Origin of the sequence: Pseudomonas sp. L-22-4S-12, from assembly GCF_009799935.1 — a bacterium.
GTDB lineage: Bacteria > Pseudomonadota > Gammaproteobacteria > Pseudomonadales > Pseudomonadaceae > Aquipseudomonas.
In genome coordinates this window covers 39,213-57,528 of sequence record NZ_WELL01000001.1, presented here as the reverse complement: position 1 = coordinate 57,528, position 18,316 = coordinate 39,213, and the positions used below count along the sequence as shown (strand labels likewise).

Genomic DNA, 18,316 nt, shown 5'->3' with positions numbered 1-18,316 from the left:
CCGCTCCGTAGGCTTTGCCGCTGGGTGGGCGCTGCCTTGGCCGCGAAGCCGGCCCCATCGCGGTCAGGCCGCTCCCACCGCTCAGGCCGCCTTGGCCGGCGCCGCTTCCGGTTGCCGTTGCTGCAGGTGGGCGAGCAGGGTGCGCAGCGGGGCCAGCTGGCGGCAGATCAGGCCGAGCTGTACCTGCACCAGGCGGTGGCCTTCGTCCATTTCCTCGGGCAGCTGTTCCAGCTCCTCGGCCAGGGCCTGGTCGGTCTCGCTGTACACCGCCACCGGGCGGTTGTCGCGCAGGCAGCCGGCGATGTCTTCGAGGGTCGCGCTGATGTGCGCCACGGCGCGGTCGTGCAGGGCGTCGCTGGCATCGTCGGCCAGGCTCTCGCGGTGCGCGCCGAGGCCGGACAGGTAGCTGAGCAGGGTGTGCGACAGGACCAGGAAGCGGAAGCCGGTCTCGGCGTCCTTCCTGAAGTGGCCGGGCTCCATGAGCATGTTGGACAGGGTGGTCGACAGCGCCGCGTCGGCGTTGTGCGCGTTGCGCCGGGCCAGGCGGTAGCTCAAGTCGTCGCGCTTGCCGGACTCGTACTGCTGCATGATCTGCAGCAGGTAGCGGCCGTTGCTGCTCAGGGTGTTGGCCAGCACCTGGTTGAGCTTGCGCCCCTGCCAGTCCGGCAGGATGAAGAACACCGCCAGACCGGCGATCAGCGTGCCCAGCAGGGTATCCACCAGGCGCGGCCAGATCAGCGCATAGCCGTCGCTGACCTGGTTGAAGCACAGCACCACCACCAGGGTCATGGCGCTGGTGGCCAGGGTATAGCGGTCGACCCGGTTGGTGAAGAACACCACCCCGGCGACCACGGCGAACAGCGACTGCAGCAGGGGCTCGGGAAACAGGCTGATCAGCGCCCAGCCCGCGACCAGGCCGAGCACGGTGCCGCCGACCCGCTGCACCAGGCGCAGGCGGGTGGCGCCGTAGCTGGGCCGGCAGACGAACAGGGTGGTCAGCAGAATCCAGTAGCCCTGCTGCGGGTGCACCCAGTGCAGCAGGCCGTAGCCGGCGGCCAGGGCCACGGACAGGCGCACGGCATGGCGGAACACCAGCGAGGTCGGCGAGAAGTGCAGGCGCAGGCGCTCGAAGGCGTCCTTCAGGCTCTGCGGCGAGCGGTCGAGCAGGCTGCTGTCCTGCTCGTCGGCCAGGGCGTCCGGGTTGCTGGCGCTGGCCAGCTTGCGTTCCAGGGTGGCCAGGTTGCCGGCCAGGGCGTTCAGCGAGCGCAGCAGGCGGCGCCAGGCCGGGTTGTTCTGCTCGCGCAGGTAGGTCATCGAGGTGTCGAGGTCGGCCATGGCCTGGCTGTTGTCGTTGTAGTCGAACGGCTGGCGCATGCGGATGGCCGTGCCGAGGGCCTGGCAGGCCTTGCCCTGCTGACTGATCAGGCGGCCGCAGCGGAACATCACGTCGCTGTGGAAGAAGGCCTCGGCCAGGGCGTTGTACGGGTAGTGCGAGGAGCTGGCGCGCTCGTGGATGTCCTGGGCGATGAAGTACAGCTTGAGGTAGCGGTTGGTCTTCTGCCCGCTGCGCTTACGGCTCATGCGGTTGAGGATGATTTCCTTGGCCTGGTTCAGCGCGCTGACCACCCGGCCGTTCTGCTGCGCCAGCTGCAGGCGCCGGCCCTCCACGTCGAGCTGACGCAGCGGCTCGAACAGCGAGGCCTTCAGGCGCAGGTAGGCGCCCAGCTCGATGAACACCCGCGCCAGCGCCTGCTGCACCGGCTGCTGGCTGAACAGCACGCTCCAGATCACCCCGAGCAGGCCGTACCAGGCGGCGCCGGCGATCAGCAGCAGCGGCTCCTGCCAGAAGCTGCCCAGGGCGCCGCCGCGGTGTTCCAGGCCGATGGCGGTGTAGATCGCCAGGATCAGGGTGGCCGAGGCCACCGCCGCATAGCGTTCGCCGATGCCGCCGAGCAGGGTCATGGCGAAGGCCGCCAGGGCCAGGCCGGCGCCGAACAGCCAGGGGTAGGGGAACAGCAGCTGCACCGCGGTGGCAGTGGCGGCGAAGCAGGCCAGGGTCACCAGCAGCGCCTGCAGGCGGCCGCGCCAGTGGTCGTCGCTCTCGGCCAGGGCGCTGGCGATGCAGCCGAGGAACAGCGGGATGACGAAGGCGATGCGGTCCAGGTACCAGCACAGCGCCATGGAGCCGGCCAGGGCGATGAACACGCGGATCCCGTAGGTGAACTTTTCGCGCGCCCACAGGCTGCGCAGGGTCAGATTCAGCGATGAAGGCATGGGCGAACGGCTACCCGCCGGGTGATCGAACAGTGGATGGGGGTGACAGGAAAAAAGACGGTGGTTGGCGGCGCCAAGGCACCATTCTAGCGACCGCTCACTTAAAAATAGCAGCCGCTTGTGGGCGCTGATCGGCCGCTGGCCGGGCCCGGCTTCAGCCTCGCTTGCGCGAGCCGTGCCGGCCGGGGAACTCAGTTGTGCAGGGTGCGCCCGCGGCCGCTGCGCTTGGCCTGGTACAGGCGGATGTCGGCCTGGTGCAGCAGGCTTTCCAGGTCGTCCGGGGCGCCGTGGTAGATCCCGGCGCTGAACGACAGCGGCGGCGCGCCCGCGGCGTACCTGAGCTGGGCGCAGGTGGCGCGCAGCTGGTCGAGGCCGGCCGCCAGGCCGGGGCCGTCGAGGTGGCTGACCAGGGCGAACTCCTCGCCGCCGAGGCGGCCGAGCAGGGTGTCGGGCAAGGCCTCGCGCAGGCAGCGGGCGAAGCCGACCAGGGCGGTGTCGCCGCTGGCGTGGCCGTACTCGTCGTTGATCGCCTTGAACAAGTCCAGGTCGAGCATCGCCACGCTGAGCGGCTGGCCGCCGCGCTGGGCCTGCAGGAACAGCTGCTCGCCCTGTTCGTAGAAGGCACGGCGGTTGTACAGGCCGGTCAGCGAGTCGAACAGCGCCGCCTGCTTCAGTGCGTGCAGCATGTCGCGCCGTTCCAGGGTCGACATCACCCGGCAGTTGAGCTCTTCCGGGCAGAACGGCTTGCGCAGGAAGTCGTCGGCGCCGTGCTTGATGAACTTGGCGCTGAGCGAGCCTTTGGCGTCGGCGGACAGGCCGAGGATGATCAGCTCGTGGCGCTTCATCTTCTGCCGCAGCAGCTTGACCAGGTCGAAGCCGCTGATGCCCGGCATGCTGTGGTCGACCAGGAACAGGTCGATGTCCGGCTGCTCGTGGAGGATGCGCAGCGCCTCGTTGCCGTCCTCGGCATCGATGATCTGGTACTGGTGCGGGCTGAGCACGCGGCGGATGAAGTGGCGGGTGGCCTCGGAGTCCTCGGCGACCAGGATCTTCACCTGGCTGTTGCGCTCCAGGCGGTGCAGCAGGCGGAAGGCGAACTCGTAGGAGTGCTGGCTCTCCTTGAGCACGTAGTCGACCACGCCCTTGAGCAGCAGCTCGTCGCGGCGCTGCTCGTTGTACGACCCGGACAGCACGATGCAGGGCAGGTGGTAGTGCAGCACCAGGTCGACGATCTCGCCATCCGGCGCATCCGGCAGGTTGAGGTCGACGATGGCGGCGAAGAACAGGCTCGCCGAGGTTTCCAGGAGCACCTGGGCCTCGCCCAGGGAGGCGCAGAACAGCGGCTGCAGCCGGGGTTCCTGGCGGAACAGGTGTTCGAGGATCTTCAGTACCAGCGGGCTGTCTTCGACTACCAGGATATTGCGCACGACGACCTCCATGACGACAGGCGCCGATGATGGCACAACGCCGCCCGTCGAGGCACGCGACTCGTTGTCCTAGCGCCGGTTCACGATCTCGCCAGCACGCGGAAAGACAGTGGGCCGGTTCCTAGAGCACGCGCACGCGCAGCGAGCGGCCCTTGATCTTGCCTTCGCCGAGGCGCTTGAGCGCCTGCTTGGCGATGCCGCGTTCCACGGCGACATAGGCCTGGTAGTCGAAGATGGCGATCTTGCCGACCTGGGCGCCGGGGATGCCGGCCTCGCCGGTGAGGGCGCCGAGGATGTCGCCGGGGCGCACCTTGTCCTTGCGCCCGCCGGCGATGCACAGGGTGACCATCGGCGGCTGCAGCGGCTCGCCGCCCTTGGCCTTGAGGCTGCCCAGCGGGTGCCAGTTCAGCGGGCTCTTCTGCAGGGTCTCGATGGCCTGGGCGCGATGGCCTTCGGCCGGGGCCACCAGGCTCATGGCCAGGCCCTTGGCGCCGGCGCGGCCGGTACGGCCGACCCGGTGGATATGGATCTCCGCGTCACGCGCCAGTTCGACGTTGATCACCATGTCCAGGGCGTCGATGTCCAGGCCGCGGGCCGCCACGTCGGTGGCCACCAGCACCGACAGGCTGCGGTTGGCGAACATCGCCAGCACCTGGTCGCGGTCGCGCTGTTCCAGGTCGCCGTTCAGCGCGGCGGCGGAAATGCCGTGGGCCGTCAGGTGCTCGACCAGTTCCTGGCACTGCTGCTTGGTGAAGCAGAAGGCCACGCAGGATTCCGGGCGGTAGCTGGCGAGCAGCCTGAGCACGGCGTCCATGCGCTGCTCCGGGGCGATCTCGTAGAAGCGCTGCTCGATCTGCGCATCGTCGTGCAGGGCCTCGACCTTGACCTGCTGCGGGTCGCGCATGAAGCTCGCGCTGAGCTGCTTGATGCCGGCCGGGTAGGTGGCGGAGAACAGCAGGGTCTGCCGCTTGGCCGGGGTCTGGTTGATGATCTCGGCGATGCTGTCGTAGAAGCCCATGTCGAGCATGCGGTCGGCTTCGTCGAGCACCAGGGTGTTGAGGCCGTCGAGCTTGAGGGTGCCCTTCTTCAGGTGCTCCTGGACGCGCCCCGGGGTGCCGACGATGACGTGGGCGCCGTGCTCCAGCGAGCCGATCTGCGGGCCGAACGGCACGCCGCCGCAGAGGGTGAGGATCTTGATGTTGCCTCCGGCTCTGGCCAGGCGGCGCAGCTCCTTGGCCACCTGGTCGGCCAGTTCGCGGGTCGGGCACAGCACCAGCGCCTGGCAGCCGAAAAAGCGCGGGTTGAGCGGTGCCAGCAGGCCGATGCCGAAGGCCGCGGTCTTGCCGCTGCCGGTCTTGGCCTGGGCGATCAGGTCCTGGCCCTTGAGGATGACCGGCAGGCTCTGGGCCTGGATCGGCGTCATCTCGGCATAGCCGAGGGCGTCGAGGTTGGCCAGGGTGGCGGCGGAAAGGGGCAAGGAAGCGAAGGCGGTGTTCACGGCGGGGACCTGCAAATAGGAATGCCGCGCAGTGTATCAGGCGCCGCCGGCGCTGCCCCGCGGGAAATCCGCCGCGGCCTGCCGTGCGTCGCCCGGGGCCTGCAGCTGCGCCTTGAGCTGGCCGATGCGGGCGTCCTTGTCCTGCCACAGCTGGCTGACCCAGGCCTGCACCGACTGGCGGAATGCGGCGTCGCTCTGGTAGTCGCCGGCCCACAGCGCCGGGTCCAGCTCGCGGGTGCGGATGTCGACGATGATCTTCGCCACCTGGCCGCTGATCAGCGCCCAGAAGCCGGGCGCGCGGTTGCCGGGGTAGACCAGGGTGACGTCGAGCAGGGCATCCAGCTGCGGGCCGAGCGCGGCCAGGGTGAAGGCCACGCCGCCGGCCTTGGGCTTGAGCAGGTGCTGGTAGGGCGAGCCCTGGCGGGCCTGCTTGGCCGGGCTGAAACGGGTGCCTTCCAGGTAGTTGACCACGGTCACCGGCAGGTCCTTGAAGCGTTCGCAGGCGGCCTTGGTGATCTCCAGGTCCTTGCCCTGCATGTGCGGGTTGCGGGCCAGGTAGGCCTTGGAGTAGCGCTTCATGAAGGGGTAGTCGAGCGCCCAGAAGGCCAGGCCGAGGAACGGCACCCAGACCAGCTCCTGCTTGAGGAAGAACTTGAAGTAGGGCGTCTTGCGGTTGAACGCCTGGACCAGCGCCGGGATGTCGACCCAGGACTGGTGGTTGCTCACCACCAGGTAGGAACGCTCCGCACTCAGCCCCTCGCCGCCGCGGATATCCCAGACGGTGGGGGTGAGCAGGGCGAAGATCAGCTTGTCGATTTCCGCCCAGGTCTCGGCGACCCACATCACCCCGCGCGAGCAGCGGTTGCGCAGGCGCCGGTTGGGCGCGGCCAGCTTGAGCAGGGCGATCAGCAGCAGCGGGCCGATCAGGATCAGGGTATTGAGCAGGAGCAGCAGGATGATGCTGCCGGCACGAAGCAGTCGACGCATGGCAAGTCCCGGTCGCCAGGGGAAGTGGCGCCATCATAACCGTCCGTCTGCCGGCTGTGCGCATGCCCCGATACCGGGCACGCCCCGGCTGATGCCAATCGGCCTTTAGTCCGCAGCCTCGCCTATGATGGCGGCAGACACCCCCACCCCTGCGGTCAACGTCCATCGTGCTGAAACGTATTGCGGTCTCCGAGTTGTGCCTCGGTATGTATATCCACGAATTCTGCGGCTCCTGGATGGACCACCCGTTCTGGAAGGGGCGCTTCCTGCTCGACAACGACCGCGACCTGCTGCGCATCCACGCCAGCGAGATCGGCGAAGTGTGGATCGACGTCAGCCGCGGGATCGACCTGGCGCCCGGCCAGCGCAGCCGCACGGTGGCGGAGGTCGCGGCGGAAACCGAGGCGCGCCTGCTGGCCGTGGAGAGCAAGAGCGCCCCGGCGCGGGTCGACCTGGCGCAGGAAGTGTCGCGCGCCCTGCGCCTGTGCGCGCAATCCAGGGCGGCGGTGGTCGAGATGTTCAGCGCCGTGCGCATGGGCCAGGCGGTGGAGCTGGCCAATGCCGGCGGGCTGGTCGAGGACATCGCCGACTCGGTGCTGCGCCACCCCGATGCGCTGATCAGCCTGGCGCGGCTGAAGACCAGCGACGAATACACCTACATGCACTCGGTGGCGGTGTGCGCGCTGATGATCGCCCTGGCCCGCCAGCTCGGCCTGGCCGAGGCGCAGGTGCGCGAGGCGGGCATGGCCGGGCTGCTGCACGACATCGGCAAGATGGCCATCCCCGATGCCATCCTCAACAAGCCGGGCAAGCTCACCGATGCCGAGTTCGGCACCATGCGCGGCCACCCGCAGGCCGGCGGCCAGATGCTGCGCGCCATCCCGCAGGTCAGTGCGCTGGTGCTCGACGTGTGCCTGCACCACCACGAGAAGTACGACGGCAGCGGCTACCCCCATCGCCTGCTCGGCGAGCAGATCAGCCTGTTCGCCCGCATGGGCGCGATCTGCGACGTGTACGACGCGATCACCTCGGATCGCCCGTACAAGCTGGGCTGGGACCCGGCCGAGGCGATCCGCAAGATGGCCGAGTGGAAGGGCCACTTCGACGACAAGCTGTTCCAGGCCTTCGTCAAGGCGGTCGGCATCTACCCGGTCGGCGCCCTGGTGCGCCTGGAAAGCGGCCGCCTCGGGGTGGTCATGGAACAGCACGAGAAGTCGCTGCTGACGCCGCGGGTCAAGGTGTTCTTCTCCGCCCGCTCCAGGGTGCCGATCGTCCAGGAAGTGCTCGACCTGGCCAAGCTGGCCGGCCGCGACAAGATAGTCGGGCGCGAGTCGGCCGAGGACTGGGGCTTCAAGAACCTCGAGGAGCTCTGGTCGGGCCTCCCGGCGCGCAAGGGCTCGCATTTCGACTGAGCCGCGTGGTGGATTGACCTGTGCGCGGCGCTGCGGCACCGTTGCCGCCTACAGCCCTTGCCCGCACGGACGCCATGTCGCACATCCTGATAGTCGAAGACGAAGCGGCGATCGCCGATACCCTCATCTATGCCCTGCAGGCCGAGGGCTATGCGACCACCTGGCTGCAACTGGCCGAGGCGGCCCTGGCGTTCCAGCAGCGCAGCCCGGCGGATCTGCTGATCCTCGATGTCGGTTTGCCCGACATCAGCGGCTTCGAGGCCTGCAAGCGCCTGCGGCGTTTCTCCGAGGTGCCGGTGATCTTCCTCACCGCGCGCGACGCCGAGATCGATCGGGTGGTCGGCCTGGAGATCGGCGCCGACGACTATGTGGTCAAGCCGTTCAGCCCGCGCGAGGTGGCGGCGCGGGTCAAGGCCATCCTCAAGCGCATGGCGCCGCGCACCGTCGAGCCGGCCAGTGCACCGCGCGGGCCGTTCCTGCTGGACGAGGCGCGGGTGCAGATCCACTACCACGGCCAGCTGCTCGGCCTGACCCGTCACGAGTTCCGCCTGCTGCAGACCCTGCTCGGCCAGCCGGAGCGGGTGTTCTCCCGCGAGCAGCTGCTCGATGGCGTCGGCGTGGCGGCGGATGCCGGCTACGAGCGCAACATCGACAGCCACATCAAGAGCCTGCGCGCCAAGCTGCGCCAGGTGGCCGCCGATGCCGAACCGATCCAGACCCATCGGGGGCTGGGCTACAGCCTGAGGCTGGTCTGATGCCGCTCGGCGTCCGGATCTTCCTGGTCTACTTCCTCTTCGTCGGCCTGGCCGGCTGGTTCGTGCTGAGCACGGTGATGGACGAGATCCGCCCTGGGGTACGGCAGAGCACCGAGGAAACCCTGGTCGACACCGCCAACCTGCTGGCCGAGATCCTGCGCGACGAGGTCAAGGCCGGCAGTCTGGCGCAGAGCCGCCTGCCCGCGCTGCTCAAGGCCTACGGCCAGCGCCAGCCGCAGGCGCAGATCTGGGGCGTGGAAAAGAGTGCGGTCAACCACCGCATCTATGTCACCGATGACCGCGGCATCGTCCTGCTCGACTCCAGCGGCGTGGCCCTGGGCCAGGACTATTCGCGCTGGAACGATGTCTACCTGACCCTGCGCGGCCAGTACGGCGCCCGCTCGACCCGCGAGGACCCGGCCGACGAGGACAGCTCGGTGATGTACGTGGCCGCGCCGATCCGGGACGGCGAGCACATCATCGGCGTGGTCTCGGTGGCCAAGCCGAACAAGTCGCTGCAGCCCTATATCGAGCGTTCGCAGCGCCGCCTCGGCTGGCTCGGCGCCGGCCTGATCGGCCTCGGCCTGCTGATCGGCGGGGTGCTGTCCTGGTGGCTCAGCGGCTCGCTGCGCAAGCTCACCCGCTACGCCCAGGCGGTCAGCCAGGGCCAGCGCGCCGAGCTGCCGGCCCTGCGCGGCGGCGAGCTGACCCAGCTGGCGACGGCGGTGCAGAAGATGCGCACCGAGCTGGAGGGCAAGGCCTATGTCGAGCAGTACGTGCACACCCTGACCCACGAGCTGAAGAGCCCGCTGGCGGCCATCCGTGGCGCCGCCGAGCTGCTCGAAGGCGAGATGCCGGCCGAGCAGCGCCAGCGTTTCGTGGCCAATATCGCCAGCGAGGGCGCGCGCCTGCAACAGCTGATCGAGCGCCTGCTCAACCTGGCCCTGGTCGAACAGCGCCAGGGCCTGGAGGAGCGTGTGCCGGTGGCCCTGCGCGAGCTGGTCGAGGAACTGCTGCGCGGCCAGGCGGCACGCATCGAGGCGGCCGGCCTGCGGCTGGACAACCGCATCGCCGCCGGGCTGGCGGTCAGCGGCGAGCGTTTCCTGCTGCGCCAGGCCATCGCCAACCTGCTGGATAACGCCCTCGACTTCACCCCGCCCGGCGGCCTGCTGCAGTTCAGCGCCGAAATGCAGGACGGCCGCCTGGCGCTGCGCCTGTACAACCAGGGGCCGGCCATTCCCGAGTACGCGCTGGCGCGCCTGACCGAGCGCTTCTACTCGCTGCCGCGCCCGGCCAGCGGGCGCAAGAGCACCGGCCTGGGGCTGAACTTCGTGCAGGAAGTGGCCCAGCTGCACGGCGGCGAATTGCACGTCGGCAATGCCGACGGCGGGGTGGTCGTGAGCCTGCTGCTGCCGCCGGCCTAGCCGCGGCAAAGCGGCGCCTGGATCACTCGGCGAGGCGCTGGCGCCTGGCGGGGGTCGTTGAATGGCGCCGGCTCTGCTACAACATCTAGCTAAAACCCAGGGAGCACGATCCGCATGAAATCCGTAGCCGAAATCCTCAGATCCAAGCCGCATGCCCTCGTCTACAGCGTGGCGCCCGACGACTCGGTGCTCGCCGCCATGCAACTGATGGCGGAAAAGGGCATCGGCGCCCTGGTGGTGCTGGAGAACGGCCGCCTGGCCGGGATCGTCAGCGAGCGCGACTATGCACGCAAGGTGGCCCTGCTGGAGCGCTCGGCCTTCAGCGCCAAGGTGCGCGAGATCATGACCGCCGACGTGATCACCGTCGGTCCGCGGCATACCACCCAGCAGTGCATGCAGCTGATGACCGACCGCCACCTGCGCCACCTGCCGGTGCTGGCCGAGGGCGAGCTGATCGGCCTGCTGTCGATCGGCGACCTGGTCAAGCAGACCATCGCCGAGCAGGCCAGCCTGATCCAGCAGCTGGAGCAGTACATCCGCGGCGAATAAACCGGATCTGCCTCCTGCTAGCCACCAGCCGACTCCGCTCTTGTGGCAGCGGATTTATCCGCGATGTCCTCCACCCCAAGAGCATCGCGGCTGAAGCCGCTGCCACAGAACGCCTCACACCACACAAACTCCACGCGTTCTCCATATTTCGCGCATTCGCCGCCCACTGACGCACGCCAGACTCTCCGCCACATTCACCACCGGAGAGTCCCGCCATGAACCGAAGCCTTGCCATCAAGCTGGGGCTGATCGCCCTGCTGATCATCCTGCTGATGATCCCCATCGTCATGATCGACGGCATGATCGAGGAGCGTCAGGGCCTGCGCGACGAGGTGCTGCAGGACATCGCGCGCAGTTCCAGCTACAACCAGCAACTGACCGGCCCGCTGCTGGTGCAGCCGTACCGCAAGACCCTGCGCGAGTGGAAGACCCACGCCAAGACCGGCCAGCGCTACCTGGAGGAAAGCGAGGAGCGCGGGCGCCTGTACTTCCTGCCCGAGCGCTTCGCCATGGGCGGCGAGGTCACCACCGAGCTGCGTGCCCGCGGCATCTACCAGGCCCGCCTGTACCACAGCGCCAACCGCATCGGCGGCCACTTCGAGCTGCCGGCGCAGTTCGGCATCCGCGAAGACTTCGCCGACTACCGCTTCGACGCGCCGTTCCTCGCCGTCGGCATCAGCGATATCCGCGGCATCAAGAACGACCTCAAGCTGCAGCTCAACCGCCAGACCCTGGCCTTCCAGCCGGGCAGCGCCGACAGCCTGCTCGGCGCCGGCGTGCATGCGCCGCTGCCGGCCCTCGACCCGGCCAAGGCGCAGCGCCTGGAATACGCCTTCGACCTGCTGCTGCAGGGCACCGGCCAGCTCGACGTGACCCCGGTCGGGCGCGACAGCCGGGTCGAACTCAAGGCCGACTGGCCGCACCCGAGCTTCGTCGGCGAGTACCTGCCGAGCGAGCGCGAGATCCGCAAGGACGGCTTCAGCGCGAGCTGGCAGACCAGCTTCTTTGCCACCAACCTGGAAGAGGCCCTCGCCGACTGCGTGGGCGGCGGCGAGTGCCGGGACTTCCAGGCGCGCCATTTCGGCGTCAGCTTCGTCGACCCGGTGGACCAGTACCTGAAGAGCGACCGGGCGATCAAGTACGCCCTGCTGTTCATCGCCCTGACCTTCGCCGGCTTCTTCCTCTTCGAGGTGCTCAAGCGCCTGGCCGTGCACCCGGTGCAGTACGGCCTGGTCGGCCTGTCGCTGGCGTTCTTCTACCTGTTGCTGCTGTCGCTGGCCGAGCACATGGACTTCGCCCGGGCTTACGCCCTGGCCGCCGCGGCCTGCGTGCTGCTGATCGGCTTCTACGTCAGCCACGTGCTGCACAGCTGGCTGCGCGGCGCCGGTTTCACCGCCGGCCTGGCGGCGCTGTACGCGATGCTCTACGCCCTGCTCAACGCCGAGGACTACGCCCTGCTGATGGGCTCGCTGCTGGTCTTCGCCCTGCTCGCCAGCGTGATGGTGCTGACCCGCAAGCTGGACTGGTACGGCATCGGCAAGACCCCTTCCGTTACCCCAGCCTGATCACTGCGGGCGCGGCCCCGGCCGCGCCCCGAGGAGCCTCCGATGATTCGCCTGATGCTGCAGTTTTCCGCCTGTTTCGCCCTCGGCCTGGTGGTGGCCGGGGTGTTGCTGATCGGCCTGATGTTCTTCGGCCAGTTCGACCTGATCCACGGCCTCGACCTGAGTGGCAAGCCAATGGCCAGCCTGGCCCTGGCGCTGTTGCCGGAGGCCTTCTGGAACGCGCTGACCGGAGTTCCGGATGCCGCCGCCAATGCCCAGGTGCAGTCCTTCCTGCAGCTGTGTGCGGGGCTGGCCCAGGTCGCCCTGCTGCTGGCGGCCGGCTTCTTCCGCCTGTGGTACGTGCGATGAGCGGGCATCTCGGCCTGCGCGAGGAGGCGCGCCAGGGACACCTGCTGGCGCGGCGCATCGCCCGCCTGTTCGCTGCGGGGCGCGCTCCGGCGCTCAGGCCACCGGCTCGGTCGCCTGCATCGACGGGCGCTGGCTGACGTCGGCGTACCAGGCGGCCAGCCCCGGGTAGCGCTGGCGCCAGTCCAGCTCGGGCTGGCGCAGGTCGAGGTAGCCGAGGGCGCAGGCCAGGCTGAGGGCGGCGATGTCGAAGTGGCTGCTCAGTTCGGCGATGGCCTCCCGCTCGAAGCTGGCCAGGGCCCGTTCGATCTTCTCCTGCTGCGCGGCAATCCAGGCGTCCCAGCGCTTGTCCGCCGGGCGCAGGAAGGTCTCGTAGCGGATCAGCACGGCGGCATCGAGCACCGCATCGGCCAGCGAGGCCAGGGTCAGGCGCCGCCAGCGGGCGTGGCCGCCGGGCGGAATCAGCGGGTCGCCGACATGCTGCTGGTCGAGGTAGTCGAGGATCACCCGGCTGTCGTGCAGCACCGTGCCATCGGCCAGGCGCAGGGCGGGAATCTTGCCGGCCGGGTTGCTGTCGAGCACCCCGGCATCCGGGTTGAGCGGGCTGAGCTGGGCATGCTGCAGGGCCACACGGTCGCTCTGGCCGGTCTCGTGCAGCAGCACCAGTACCTTGCGCACGAAGGGCGAGGTGGGCGAGTGGAACAGGGTCATGGTACTCATGGACGGGTCCTCGGTGGCGCTTCAATCGATGCTGGAGGGGAGGCCGGCGCGGAAGCTGCGCAGGGTGACGCCGGCCACCTTCTTGAGCGCTTTGCTCGTGTGGTTCTGCTCGCAGAAGCCGCAGGCGCAGGGCGGCGCGCTTCTGGGTCAGGTCGTTGGGCGGGGCGACGCCACGCGCCTTCTTGAATCCCCGAATCAGGTAGAGCGCATCCAGGCCGCCCCGGCGTCCCGGCTCCTCGTGGGAGATGTTAGGCCCGAATTCGCTTTCCAGCTTGTGCCGGATCTGCAGAACCGCGTGTCGGCGCGCCGAGCGCAAACCGAGGCCGGCATACGCTGGCCAGGGCCGGATAGCCCCGCGGATAGGTTTTTCTGGGGGGCGACCAAAGTCTAGTGGCCGGTTGTCGAAGGCTTGCTAGGGTTTAGGAGGTTCCATAATAAAAACAACAACTCCGCGGAGGTTCTCATGTCCTTGTCCAAGCGAGAGGCAGCCACTGCCTATTGGAAAGCCAATCTACGGCTGATGCTCACCCTGCTGGCGATCTGGTTCGCCGTCTCGTTCGGTGCCGGCATCCTGTTCGTCGAGCAGCTCAATACCATTCAGTTCTTCGGTTTCCCCCTGGGCTTCTGGTTCGCCCAGCAGGGTTCCATCTACTCGTTCGTGGTGATGATCTTCTTCTACGTGTGGAAGATGAACGCCTACGACCGCAAGTTCGATGTTCACGAAGACTGAGGCCGACCATGGATACGCAAACCCTGATCTACCTGTTCGTCGGCGCCACCTTTGCCCTGTACATCGGCATCGCCATCTGGACCCGCGCCGGTTCCACCAGCGAGTACTACGTGGCCAGCAAGGGCGTACACCCGGTACTCAACGGCATGGCCACCGGCGCCGACTGGATGAGCGCCGCGTCGTTCATTTCCATGGCCGGGATCATCGCCTTCGCCGGCTATGACGGCTCGGTCTACCTGATGGGCTGGACCGGTGGCTACGTGCTGCTGGCCATGTGCCTGGCCCCCTACCTGCGCAAGTTCGGCAAGTTCACCGTGCCGGAATTCATCGGCGAGCGTTACTACTCGCAGACCGCGCGCGTGGTGGCGGTGATCTGCGTGATCTTCATCTCCTTCACCTACGTGGCCGGGCAGATGCGCGGCGTCGGCATCGTCTTCTCGCGTTACCTGGAAGTCGATATCAACACCGGGGTGATGATCGGCATGGCCATCGTGTTCTTCTACTCCGTGCTGGGCGGCATGAAGGGCATCACCTACACCCAGGTGGCGCAGTACTGCGTGATGATCTTCGCCTACATGGTGCCGGCCATCTTCATCTCGATGATGATCACCGGCAACCCGATCCCGCAGCTGGGCTTCGGCAGCGAAGTCAGCGGCACCGGGCAGAGCGTGATCGAGCGTCTCAACGGCCTGGGCGCCGAACTGGGCTTCAGCGCCTACACCGATGGCAGCAAGTCGACCATCGACGTGTTCTTCATCACCATGGCGCTGATGGTCGGCACCGCCGGCCTGCCCCATGTGATCGTGCGCTTCTTCACCACCCCGACGGTGAAGGACGCGCGCAAGTCGGCCGGCTACGCCCTGCTGTTCATTGCCATCCTCTACACCACCGCCCCGGCCGTGGCGGCGTTTGCCCGCACCAACCTGCTGACCAGCGTGCCGAATGTCAGCTACGAGCAAGTGCCGAGCTGGTTCAAGACCTGGGAAAACGCCGGGCTGATCGCCTGGATGGACAAGAACCAGGATGGCGTCATCCAGTACGGCCCGGGCACTGCCTTTGCCGGCAAGCCGGAGTTCACCGCCGAGCGCGGTGCCAACGGCGAGCGCCTGCTGAAGAACCCGGCCACTCCGGCGGCCACCGAGCTGTACGTCGACAACGACATCATGGTCCTGGCCAACCCGGAAATCGCCAACCTGCCGGGCTGGGTGATCGCCCTGATCGCCGCCGGTGGCCTGGCTGCCGCGCTGTCCACGGCTGCCGGTCTGTTGCTGGTGATCTCCACCTCGATCTCCCATGACCTGCTCAAGAGCAACATCCGCCCCAATATCAGCGAGAAGGGTGAACTGCTTGCCGCGCGGGTTGCCGCCGGGGTCGCGGTGGTGGTGGCCGGCCTGTTCGGCATCTACCCGCCGGCCTTCGTCGCCCAGGTGGTGGCGTTTGCCTTCGGCCTGGCCGCGGCCTCGTTCTTCCCGGCCATCGTCATGGGCATCTTCTCCAAGACCATGAACAAGGAAGGGGCGATTGCCGGCATGGTAGTGGGGCTGGCCTTCACCTTCAGCTACATCGTCTACTTCAAGTTCATCGAGCCGACCGCCACGGCGGCTGACTGGTGGTTCGGCATCTCGCCGGAAGGCATCGGCACCCTGGGCATGCTGTTCAACTTTACCGCGGCGATTATCGTGGCCAAGCTGACCTCGGCGCCGCCGGAGCACATCCAGCACCTGGTCGAGGACATCCGCGTACCGCGTGGCGCGGGTGCGGCGATCGACCACTAAGGAGTAGCGTTTGGCACAACGCCCCGGCTTGCCGGGGCGTTGTCGTTTCCGGCCCTCACTCAGCTCGGCAGACGCGAGCGGCCGAACGCCCGGTCAGCAGTCAGCCGGTGGCTGTATGGGGGGCGCCGAGGTGAGGCAATCGCCGTTGGCGGCTGCGCGTCAGAGCGAGGGGGCGAGTTGCCGGCGACGCCGGGACTGCACGCGCTGGTGCAGCACGGCGAGGCTGTCGAGGCCCTGCTGGCGGGCCTTGCTGAACAGGATCAGGGCCAGCTCGGCGGTGGCCAGGGCGTCGGCGCTGGCGTGGTGGCGTTCGCTGGCCTGCAGCTGGAAGTGCTGCAGCCAGTCGTCCAGGCCGGCCCGGCGCAGGTTGACCTGGGGGCAGAGCAGCGGCGCCAGGTCGGCGACATCGAGGAAGGGGTGGCGCAGGCGATAGCCCAGGCTTTCCTTGAGGGCGCGGGCCAGCATGTGCTGGTCGAAGGCGGCGTGGAAGGCCAGCAGCGGGCTGTCGCCGAGGAACTGCATGAAGGCCAGCAGCGCCTCGTCGGGCTCCTCGCCGGCGGCGATGGCGCTGGGCGCGATGCCGTGGATCAGTGTGCTGGCGCTGGCGCAGTGGCCGCTGCGGCGCAGGGTGCACTCGAACTGCTGGCTGAAGTCGATGGCGCCGTTCTCGATCACCACCGCGCCGATCGCCAGCAACTGGTCGCGCTGCAGGTTGAGGCCGCTGGTTTCCAGATCGACGACGACGATGCGTTGCCGCGCCAGCGGCAGCTCGGACAGCGGCGCGGCGGGCAGCAGGCTGGCGCAGCGCGGGTCACAGGCGGTCGGGGTCTGGCGCAGCCAGGCGAGCATGCGTTTCATAGCTGGTAGCGCAGCGTCAGGCTGGCCTGCAGGCGCTGGGCCTGGCGAAAGGATTCGCGCAGGATGCGCCGGTCCAGCTGGTTGAGGCTGTCCGGATCGAGGCGGTTGGAGAACGGCAGGCCCTGCAGCGCCTGTTGCTGGTGCAGTTGCAGGCGGGTCTGCTGGATGAAGTGGTAGGCCTCCTCGTAGGCGGCGCCGTCGAGGGCATCGATCACGCCTTTCTCGACCAGGCCGGCGAAGCGCCGCTGGGTATTGCAGTCGGCCACGCCATGGGTCAGGGCGAGCAGGCGGGCGCCGTCGACGAAGGGCGTGAGGCCTTCGGTCTTGAGATCGAGGGTGTGCTTTTCTGCGCCGCTGCGGGCCACCACGAAATCGCGGAAGCGCCCCACCGGCGGGCGGTGTTGCAGGGCGTTGGCGGCCAGCATGCGCTGGAAGATGCTGTTGCTCTCGATATCGGCGAACAGCTGCTCGCGCAGTTGCTCGCCACCGTCTTCGGCGCCCCAGATCACCCGCAGGTCGAAGTAGATGCTGGAGCCGAGCAGGTTCTCCGGGCTGGCCTCGCGCACGAAGGTGCTGAAGCGCCGTGCCCACTCCTGGCGCGACAGGCACAGCGCGGGGTTGCCGGCCATGATGTTGCCCGGGCACAGGCTGAAGCCGCACAGCGCCAGCTGCTGGTTGATCTGCCGGGCCAGGGGCAACAGGCGCTGGCGGATGGCCTCGGCCTGCTGGCTGCTTTCGGCGTCGAACAGGATGCCGTTGTCCTGGTCGGTGTGCAGGGTCTGCTCGCGGCGGCCTTCGCTGCCGAAGCACAGCCAGCTGAACGGCACGCCGGGGTCGCCGAGCTCCTCGATGCACAGCTCGATCACCCGGCACACGGTATGGTCGTTGAGCAGGGTGATCAGCTGGGTGATCTGCGTCGAGCTGGCGCCATGGGCCAGCATGCGTTCGACCAGCAGGCGGATGTCGCTGCGCAGGGCGGCCAGGGTCTCGACCTTGCCGGCATGGCGGATGGTGCGGGCCAGGTGCACCAGGTCGACCCGTTGCAGGGAGAACAGGTCGCGCTCGGAGACCACGCCGACCAGCTGACCGTGCTCGACCAGGCAGACGTGGGCGATATGCCGCTCGGTCATCGCCAGGGCGGCGTCGAAGGCACTGGCCTGGGGCGACAGGTGGAAGGGGCGCTGGGTCATCAGGGCCTCGATCGGTTGCTCCAGGGAGCTGCCGTCGGCGACCACCCGGCGCAGGTCGCGCAGGGTGAAGATACCCAGCGGCTGCTGCTGGGCATCGGTGATGACGATGCTGCCGACATGCTGCTCATGCATGCGCCGCACGGCTTCGCGCAGCGGCGTGTCGGCGCTGCAGCCGACCGGCTGCTGCATGGCCAGTTCGCGCAGCGAGGTGTCCAGCGAGTACTGCGCGCCGAGGCTTTCCGCGGCGCGCAGCTGCACCTGCTGGTTGACCTGGTCGAGCAGGCTGCTGACCCCGCGCAGGGCGAAGTCGCGAAACGGCGCGGACTGGCTGAACAGGCGGACGAAGGCTTCCTTGCCCAGCAGCAGGCAGAAGGTGTCTTCGCCGGCCAGGTGTTCGGTGCGGGTGGCGCGCTCGCCGAGCAGGGCGGCCAGGGGGAAGCATTCGCCGCTGGCGATCTCGAAGGTGGTCTCGCTGCCGCGTTTGGCCGAGTGCGGGCGCTCGCCGACCACCAGGCCCTGCTTGACGATGTAGAAGTGCTGCACCGGGCCGTCGCCGGGCTTGATGATGCTCTCGCCGGCGCCGTAGAAGCGCAGCTGGCAGTGTTCGACCAGGTAGGCCAGCTGCGCGCTGTCCATCTGGTTGAACGGCGGGTACTTGCGCAGGAACTCCATGGTGCCGTGGATGTTCTGCAGCACGGCGGTCTTGCCGGCGGCGCTGCTTTCCTTGGACTGCATGCGGGCTGCCCTGGTGGCGGTGATGCAAGCATCATCGACCATGGGGGCGCGCCACGCCAATTGGACCTAGGT

General features: G+C 68.3%; 15 protein-coding genes. 8 read left to right on the top strand and 7 right to left on the bottom strand.

What is annotated here, in order from left to right; genetic code table 11:
- Positions 1–81: 81 nt before the first annotated feature.
- From yccS to F3I16_RS00250, 4 genes are all read right to left on the bottom strand, one after another.
- Entirely contained in the window at positions 82–2,274 is a 2,193-nt protein-coding gene (yccS, locus tag F3I16_RS00265; protein WP_160491801.1) for a YccS family putative transporter, read from the bottom strand.
- A 191-nt stretch (positions 2,275–2,465) separates the two neighbouring features.
- A complete protein-coding gene (locus F3I16_RS00260) occupies positions 2,466–3,701 on the bottom strand; it encodes a diguanylate cyclase domain-containing protein (protein ID WP_160491800.1) in 1,236 nt (411 codons plus the stop codon).
- 121 nt (positions 3,702–3,822) lie between these two features.
- Positions 3,823–5,199 (bottom strand): ATP-dependent RNA helicase DbpA, encoded by a 1,377-nt coding sequence (dbpA, locus tag F3I16_RS00255; protein ID WP_160491799.1) that lies wholly within the window; start codon positions 5,197–5,199, stop codon positions 3,823–3,825.
- 36 nt (positions 5,200–5,235) lie between these two features.
- Positions 5,236–6,186, bottom strand: coding sequence for an acyltransferase (locus F3I16_RS00250; RefSeq protein WP_160491798.1), 951 nt, complete (start codon positions 6,184–6,186; stop codon positions 5,236–5,238).
- Between the two features lie 167 nt (positions 6,187–6,353).
- Between F3I16_RS00250 and F3I16_RS00245 the strand changes: the two genes are divergently transcribed.
- The 6 genes from F3I16_RS00245 (at position 6,354) to F3I16_RS00220 (ending at position 12,239) form a co-directional block, all read left to right on the top strand.
- Entirely contained in the window at positions 6,354–7,598 is a 1,245-nt protein-coding gene (locus tag F3I16_RS00245; protein ID WP_160491797.1) for an HD-GYP domain-containing protein, read from the top strand.
- Positions 7,599–7,672: 74 nt separating this feature from the next.
- Entirely contained in the window at positions 7,673–8,353 is a 681-nt protein-coding gene (gene creB / locus F3I16_RS00240) for a two-component system response regulator CreB (protein WP_160491796.1), read from the top strand.
- Complete coding sequence (gene creC, locus F3I16_RS00235; protein WP_160491795.1) at positions 8,353–9,777, top strand: two-component system sensor histidine kinase CreC; 1,425 nt, start codon at positions 8,353–8,355, stop codon at positions 9,775–9,777. The genes creB and creC overlap by 1 nt, the downstream gene beginning before the upstream one ends.
- A 114-nt stretch (positions 9,778–9,891) precedes the next feature.
- Positions 9,892–10,326, top strand: coding sequence for a CBS domain-containing protein (locus F3I16_RS00230; RefSeq protein WP_160078097.1), 435 nt, complete (start codon positions 9,892–9,894; stop codon positions 10,324–10,326).
- A gap of 215 nt (positions 10,327–10,541) precedes the next feature.
- Positions 10,542–11,891 carry a cell envelope integrity protein CreD gene (gene creD / locus F3I16_RS00225; protein WP_160491794.1) on the top strand — a complete coding sequence of 450 codons (1,350 nt, stop codon included), beginning with the start codon at positions 10,542–10,544 and terminating at the stop codon, positions 11,889–11,891.
- Positions 11,892–11,933: 42 nt separating this feature from the next.
- Positions 11,934–12,239, top strand: a complete 306-nt coding sequence (locus tag F3I16_RS00220) for a hypothetical protein (RefSeq protein ID WP_218573077.1) — start codon at positions 11,934–11,936, stop codon at positions 12,237–12,239.
- 93 nt (positions 12,240–12,332) lie between these two features.
- Here the strand turns inward: F3I16_RS00220 and F3I16_RS00215 are convergent, their stop codons facing one another.
- On the bottom strand, positions 12,333–12,956 hold the full coding sequence (locus F3I16_RS00215; protein WP_160491793.1) for a glutathione S-transferase: 624 nt from the start codon (positions 12,954–12,956) through the stop codon (positions 12,333–12,335).
- Positions 12,957–13,419: 463 nt separating this feature from the next.
- On the opposite strand from F3I16_RS00215, the gene F3I16_RS00205 reads away from it, so the two are divergent.
- On the top strand, positions 13,420–13,686 hold the full coding sequence (locus tag F3I16_RS00205) for a DUF4212 domain-containing protein (RefSeq protein ID WP_160491791.1): 267 nt from the start codon (positions 13,420–13,422) through the stop codon (positions 13,684–13,686).
- An 8-nt stretch (positions 13,687–13,694) separates the two neighbouring features.
- Entirely contained in the window at positions 13,695–15,461 is a 1,767-nt protein-coding gene (locus tag F3I16_RS00200; protein WP_160491790.1) for a sodium:solute symporter family protein, read from the top strand.
- Positions 15,462–15,620: 159 nt separating this feature from the next.
- On the opposite strand, the gene F3I16_RS00195 is transcribed toward F3I16_RS00200, so the two are convergent.
- On the bottom strand, positions 15,621–16,310 hold the full coding sequence (locus F3I16_RS00195; protein ID WP_256670078.1) for a PolC-type DNA polymerase III: 690 nt from the start codon (positions 16,308–16,310) through the stop codon (positions 15,621–15,623).
- A 5-nt stretch (positions 16,311–16,315) separates the two neighbouring features.
- On the bottom strand, positions 16,316–18,244 hold the full coding sequence (locus tag F3I16_RS00190) for a DUF294 nucleotidyltransferase-like domain-containing protein (RefSeq protein WP_160491788.1): 1,929 nt from the start codon (positions 18,242–18,244) through the stop codon (positions 16,316–16,318).
- Positions 18,245–18,316: the final 72 nt, after the last annotated feature.

Coding starts and splice junctions, on each gene's coding strand:
- yccS (WP_160491801.1), bottom strand. CDS start 2,274: ATGCCTTCATCGCTGAATCTGACCCTGCGCAGCCTGTGGGCGCGCGAA.
- F3I16_RS00250 (WP_160491798.1), bottom strand. CDS start 6,186: ATGCGTCGACTGCTTCGTGCCGGCAGCATCATCCTGCTGCTCCTGCTC.
- creB (WP_160491796.1), top strand. CDS start 7,673: ATGTCGCACATCCTGATAGTCGAAGACGAAGCGGCGATCGCCGATACC.
- creC (WP_160491795.1), top strand. CDS start 8,353: ATGCCGCTCGGCGTCCGGATCTTCCTGGTCTACTTCCTCTTCGTCGGC.
- F3I16_RS00230 (WP_160078097.1), top strand. CDS start 9,892: ATGAAATCCGTAGCCGAAATCCTCAGATCCAAGCCGCATGCCCTCGTC.
- creD (WP_160491794.1), top strand. CDS start 10,542: ATGAACCGAAGCCTTGCCATCAAGCTGGGGCTGATCGCCCTGCTGATC.
- F3I16_RS00220 (WP_218573077.1), top strand. CDS start 11,934: ATGATTCGCCTGATGCTGCAGTTTTCCGCCTGTTTCGCCCTCGGCCTG.
- F3I16_RS00215 (WP_160491793.1), bottom strand. CDS start 12,956: ATGAGTACCATGACCCTGTTCCACTCGCCCACCTCGCCCTTCGTGCGC.
- F3I16_RS00205 (WP_160491791.1), top strand. CDS start 13,420: ATGTCCTTGTCCAAGCGAGAGGCAGCCACTGCCTATTGGAAAGCCAAT.
- F3I16_RS00200 (WP_160491790.1), top strand. CDS start 13,695: ATGGATACGCAAACCCTGATCTACCTGTTCGTCGGCGCCACCTTTGCC.
- F3I16_RS00195 (WP_256670078.1), bottom strand. CDS start 16,310: ATGCTCGCCTGGCTGCGCCAGACCCCGACCGCCTGTGACCCGCGCTGC.
- F3I16_RS00190 (WP_160491788.1), bottom strand. CDS start 18,244: ATGCAGTCCAAGGAAAGCAGCGCCGCCGGCAAGACCGCCGTGCTGCAG.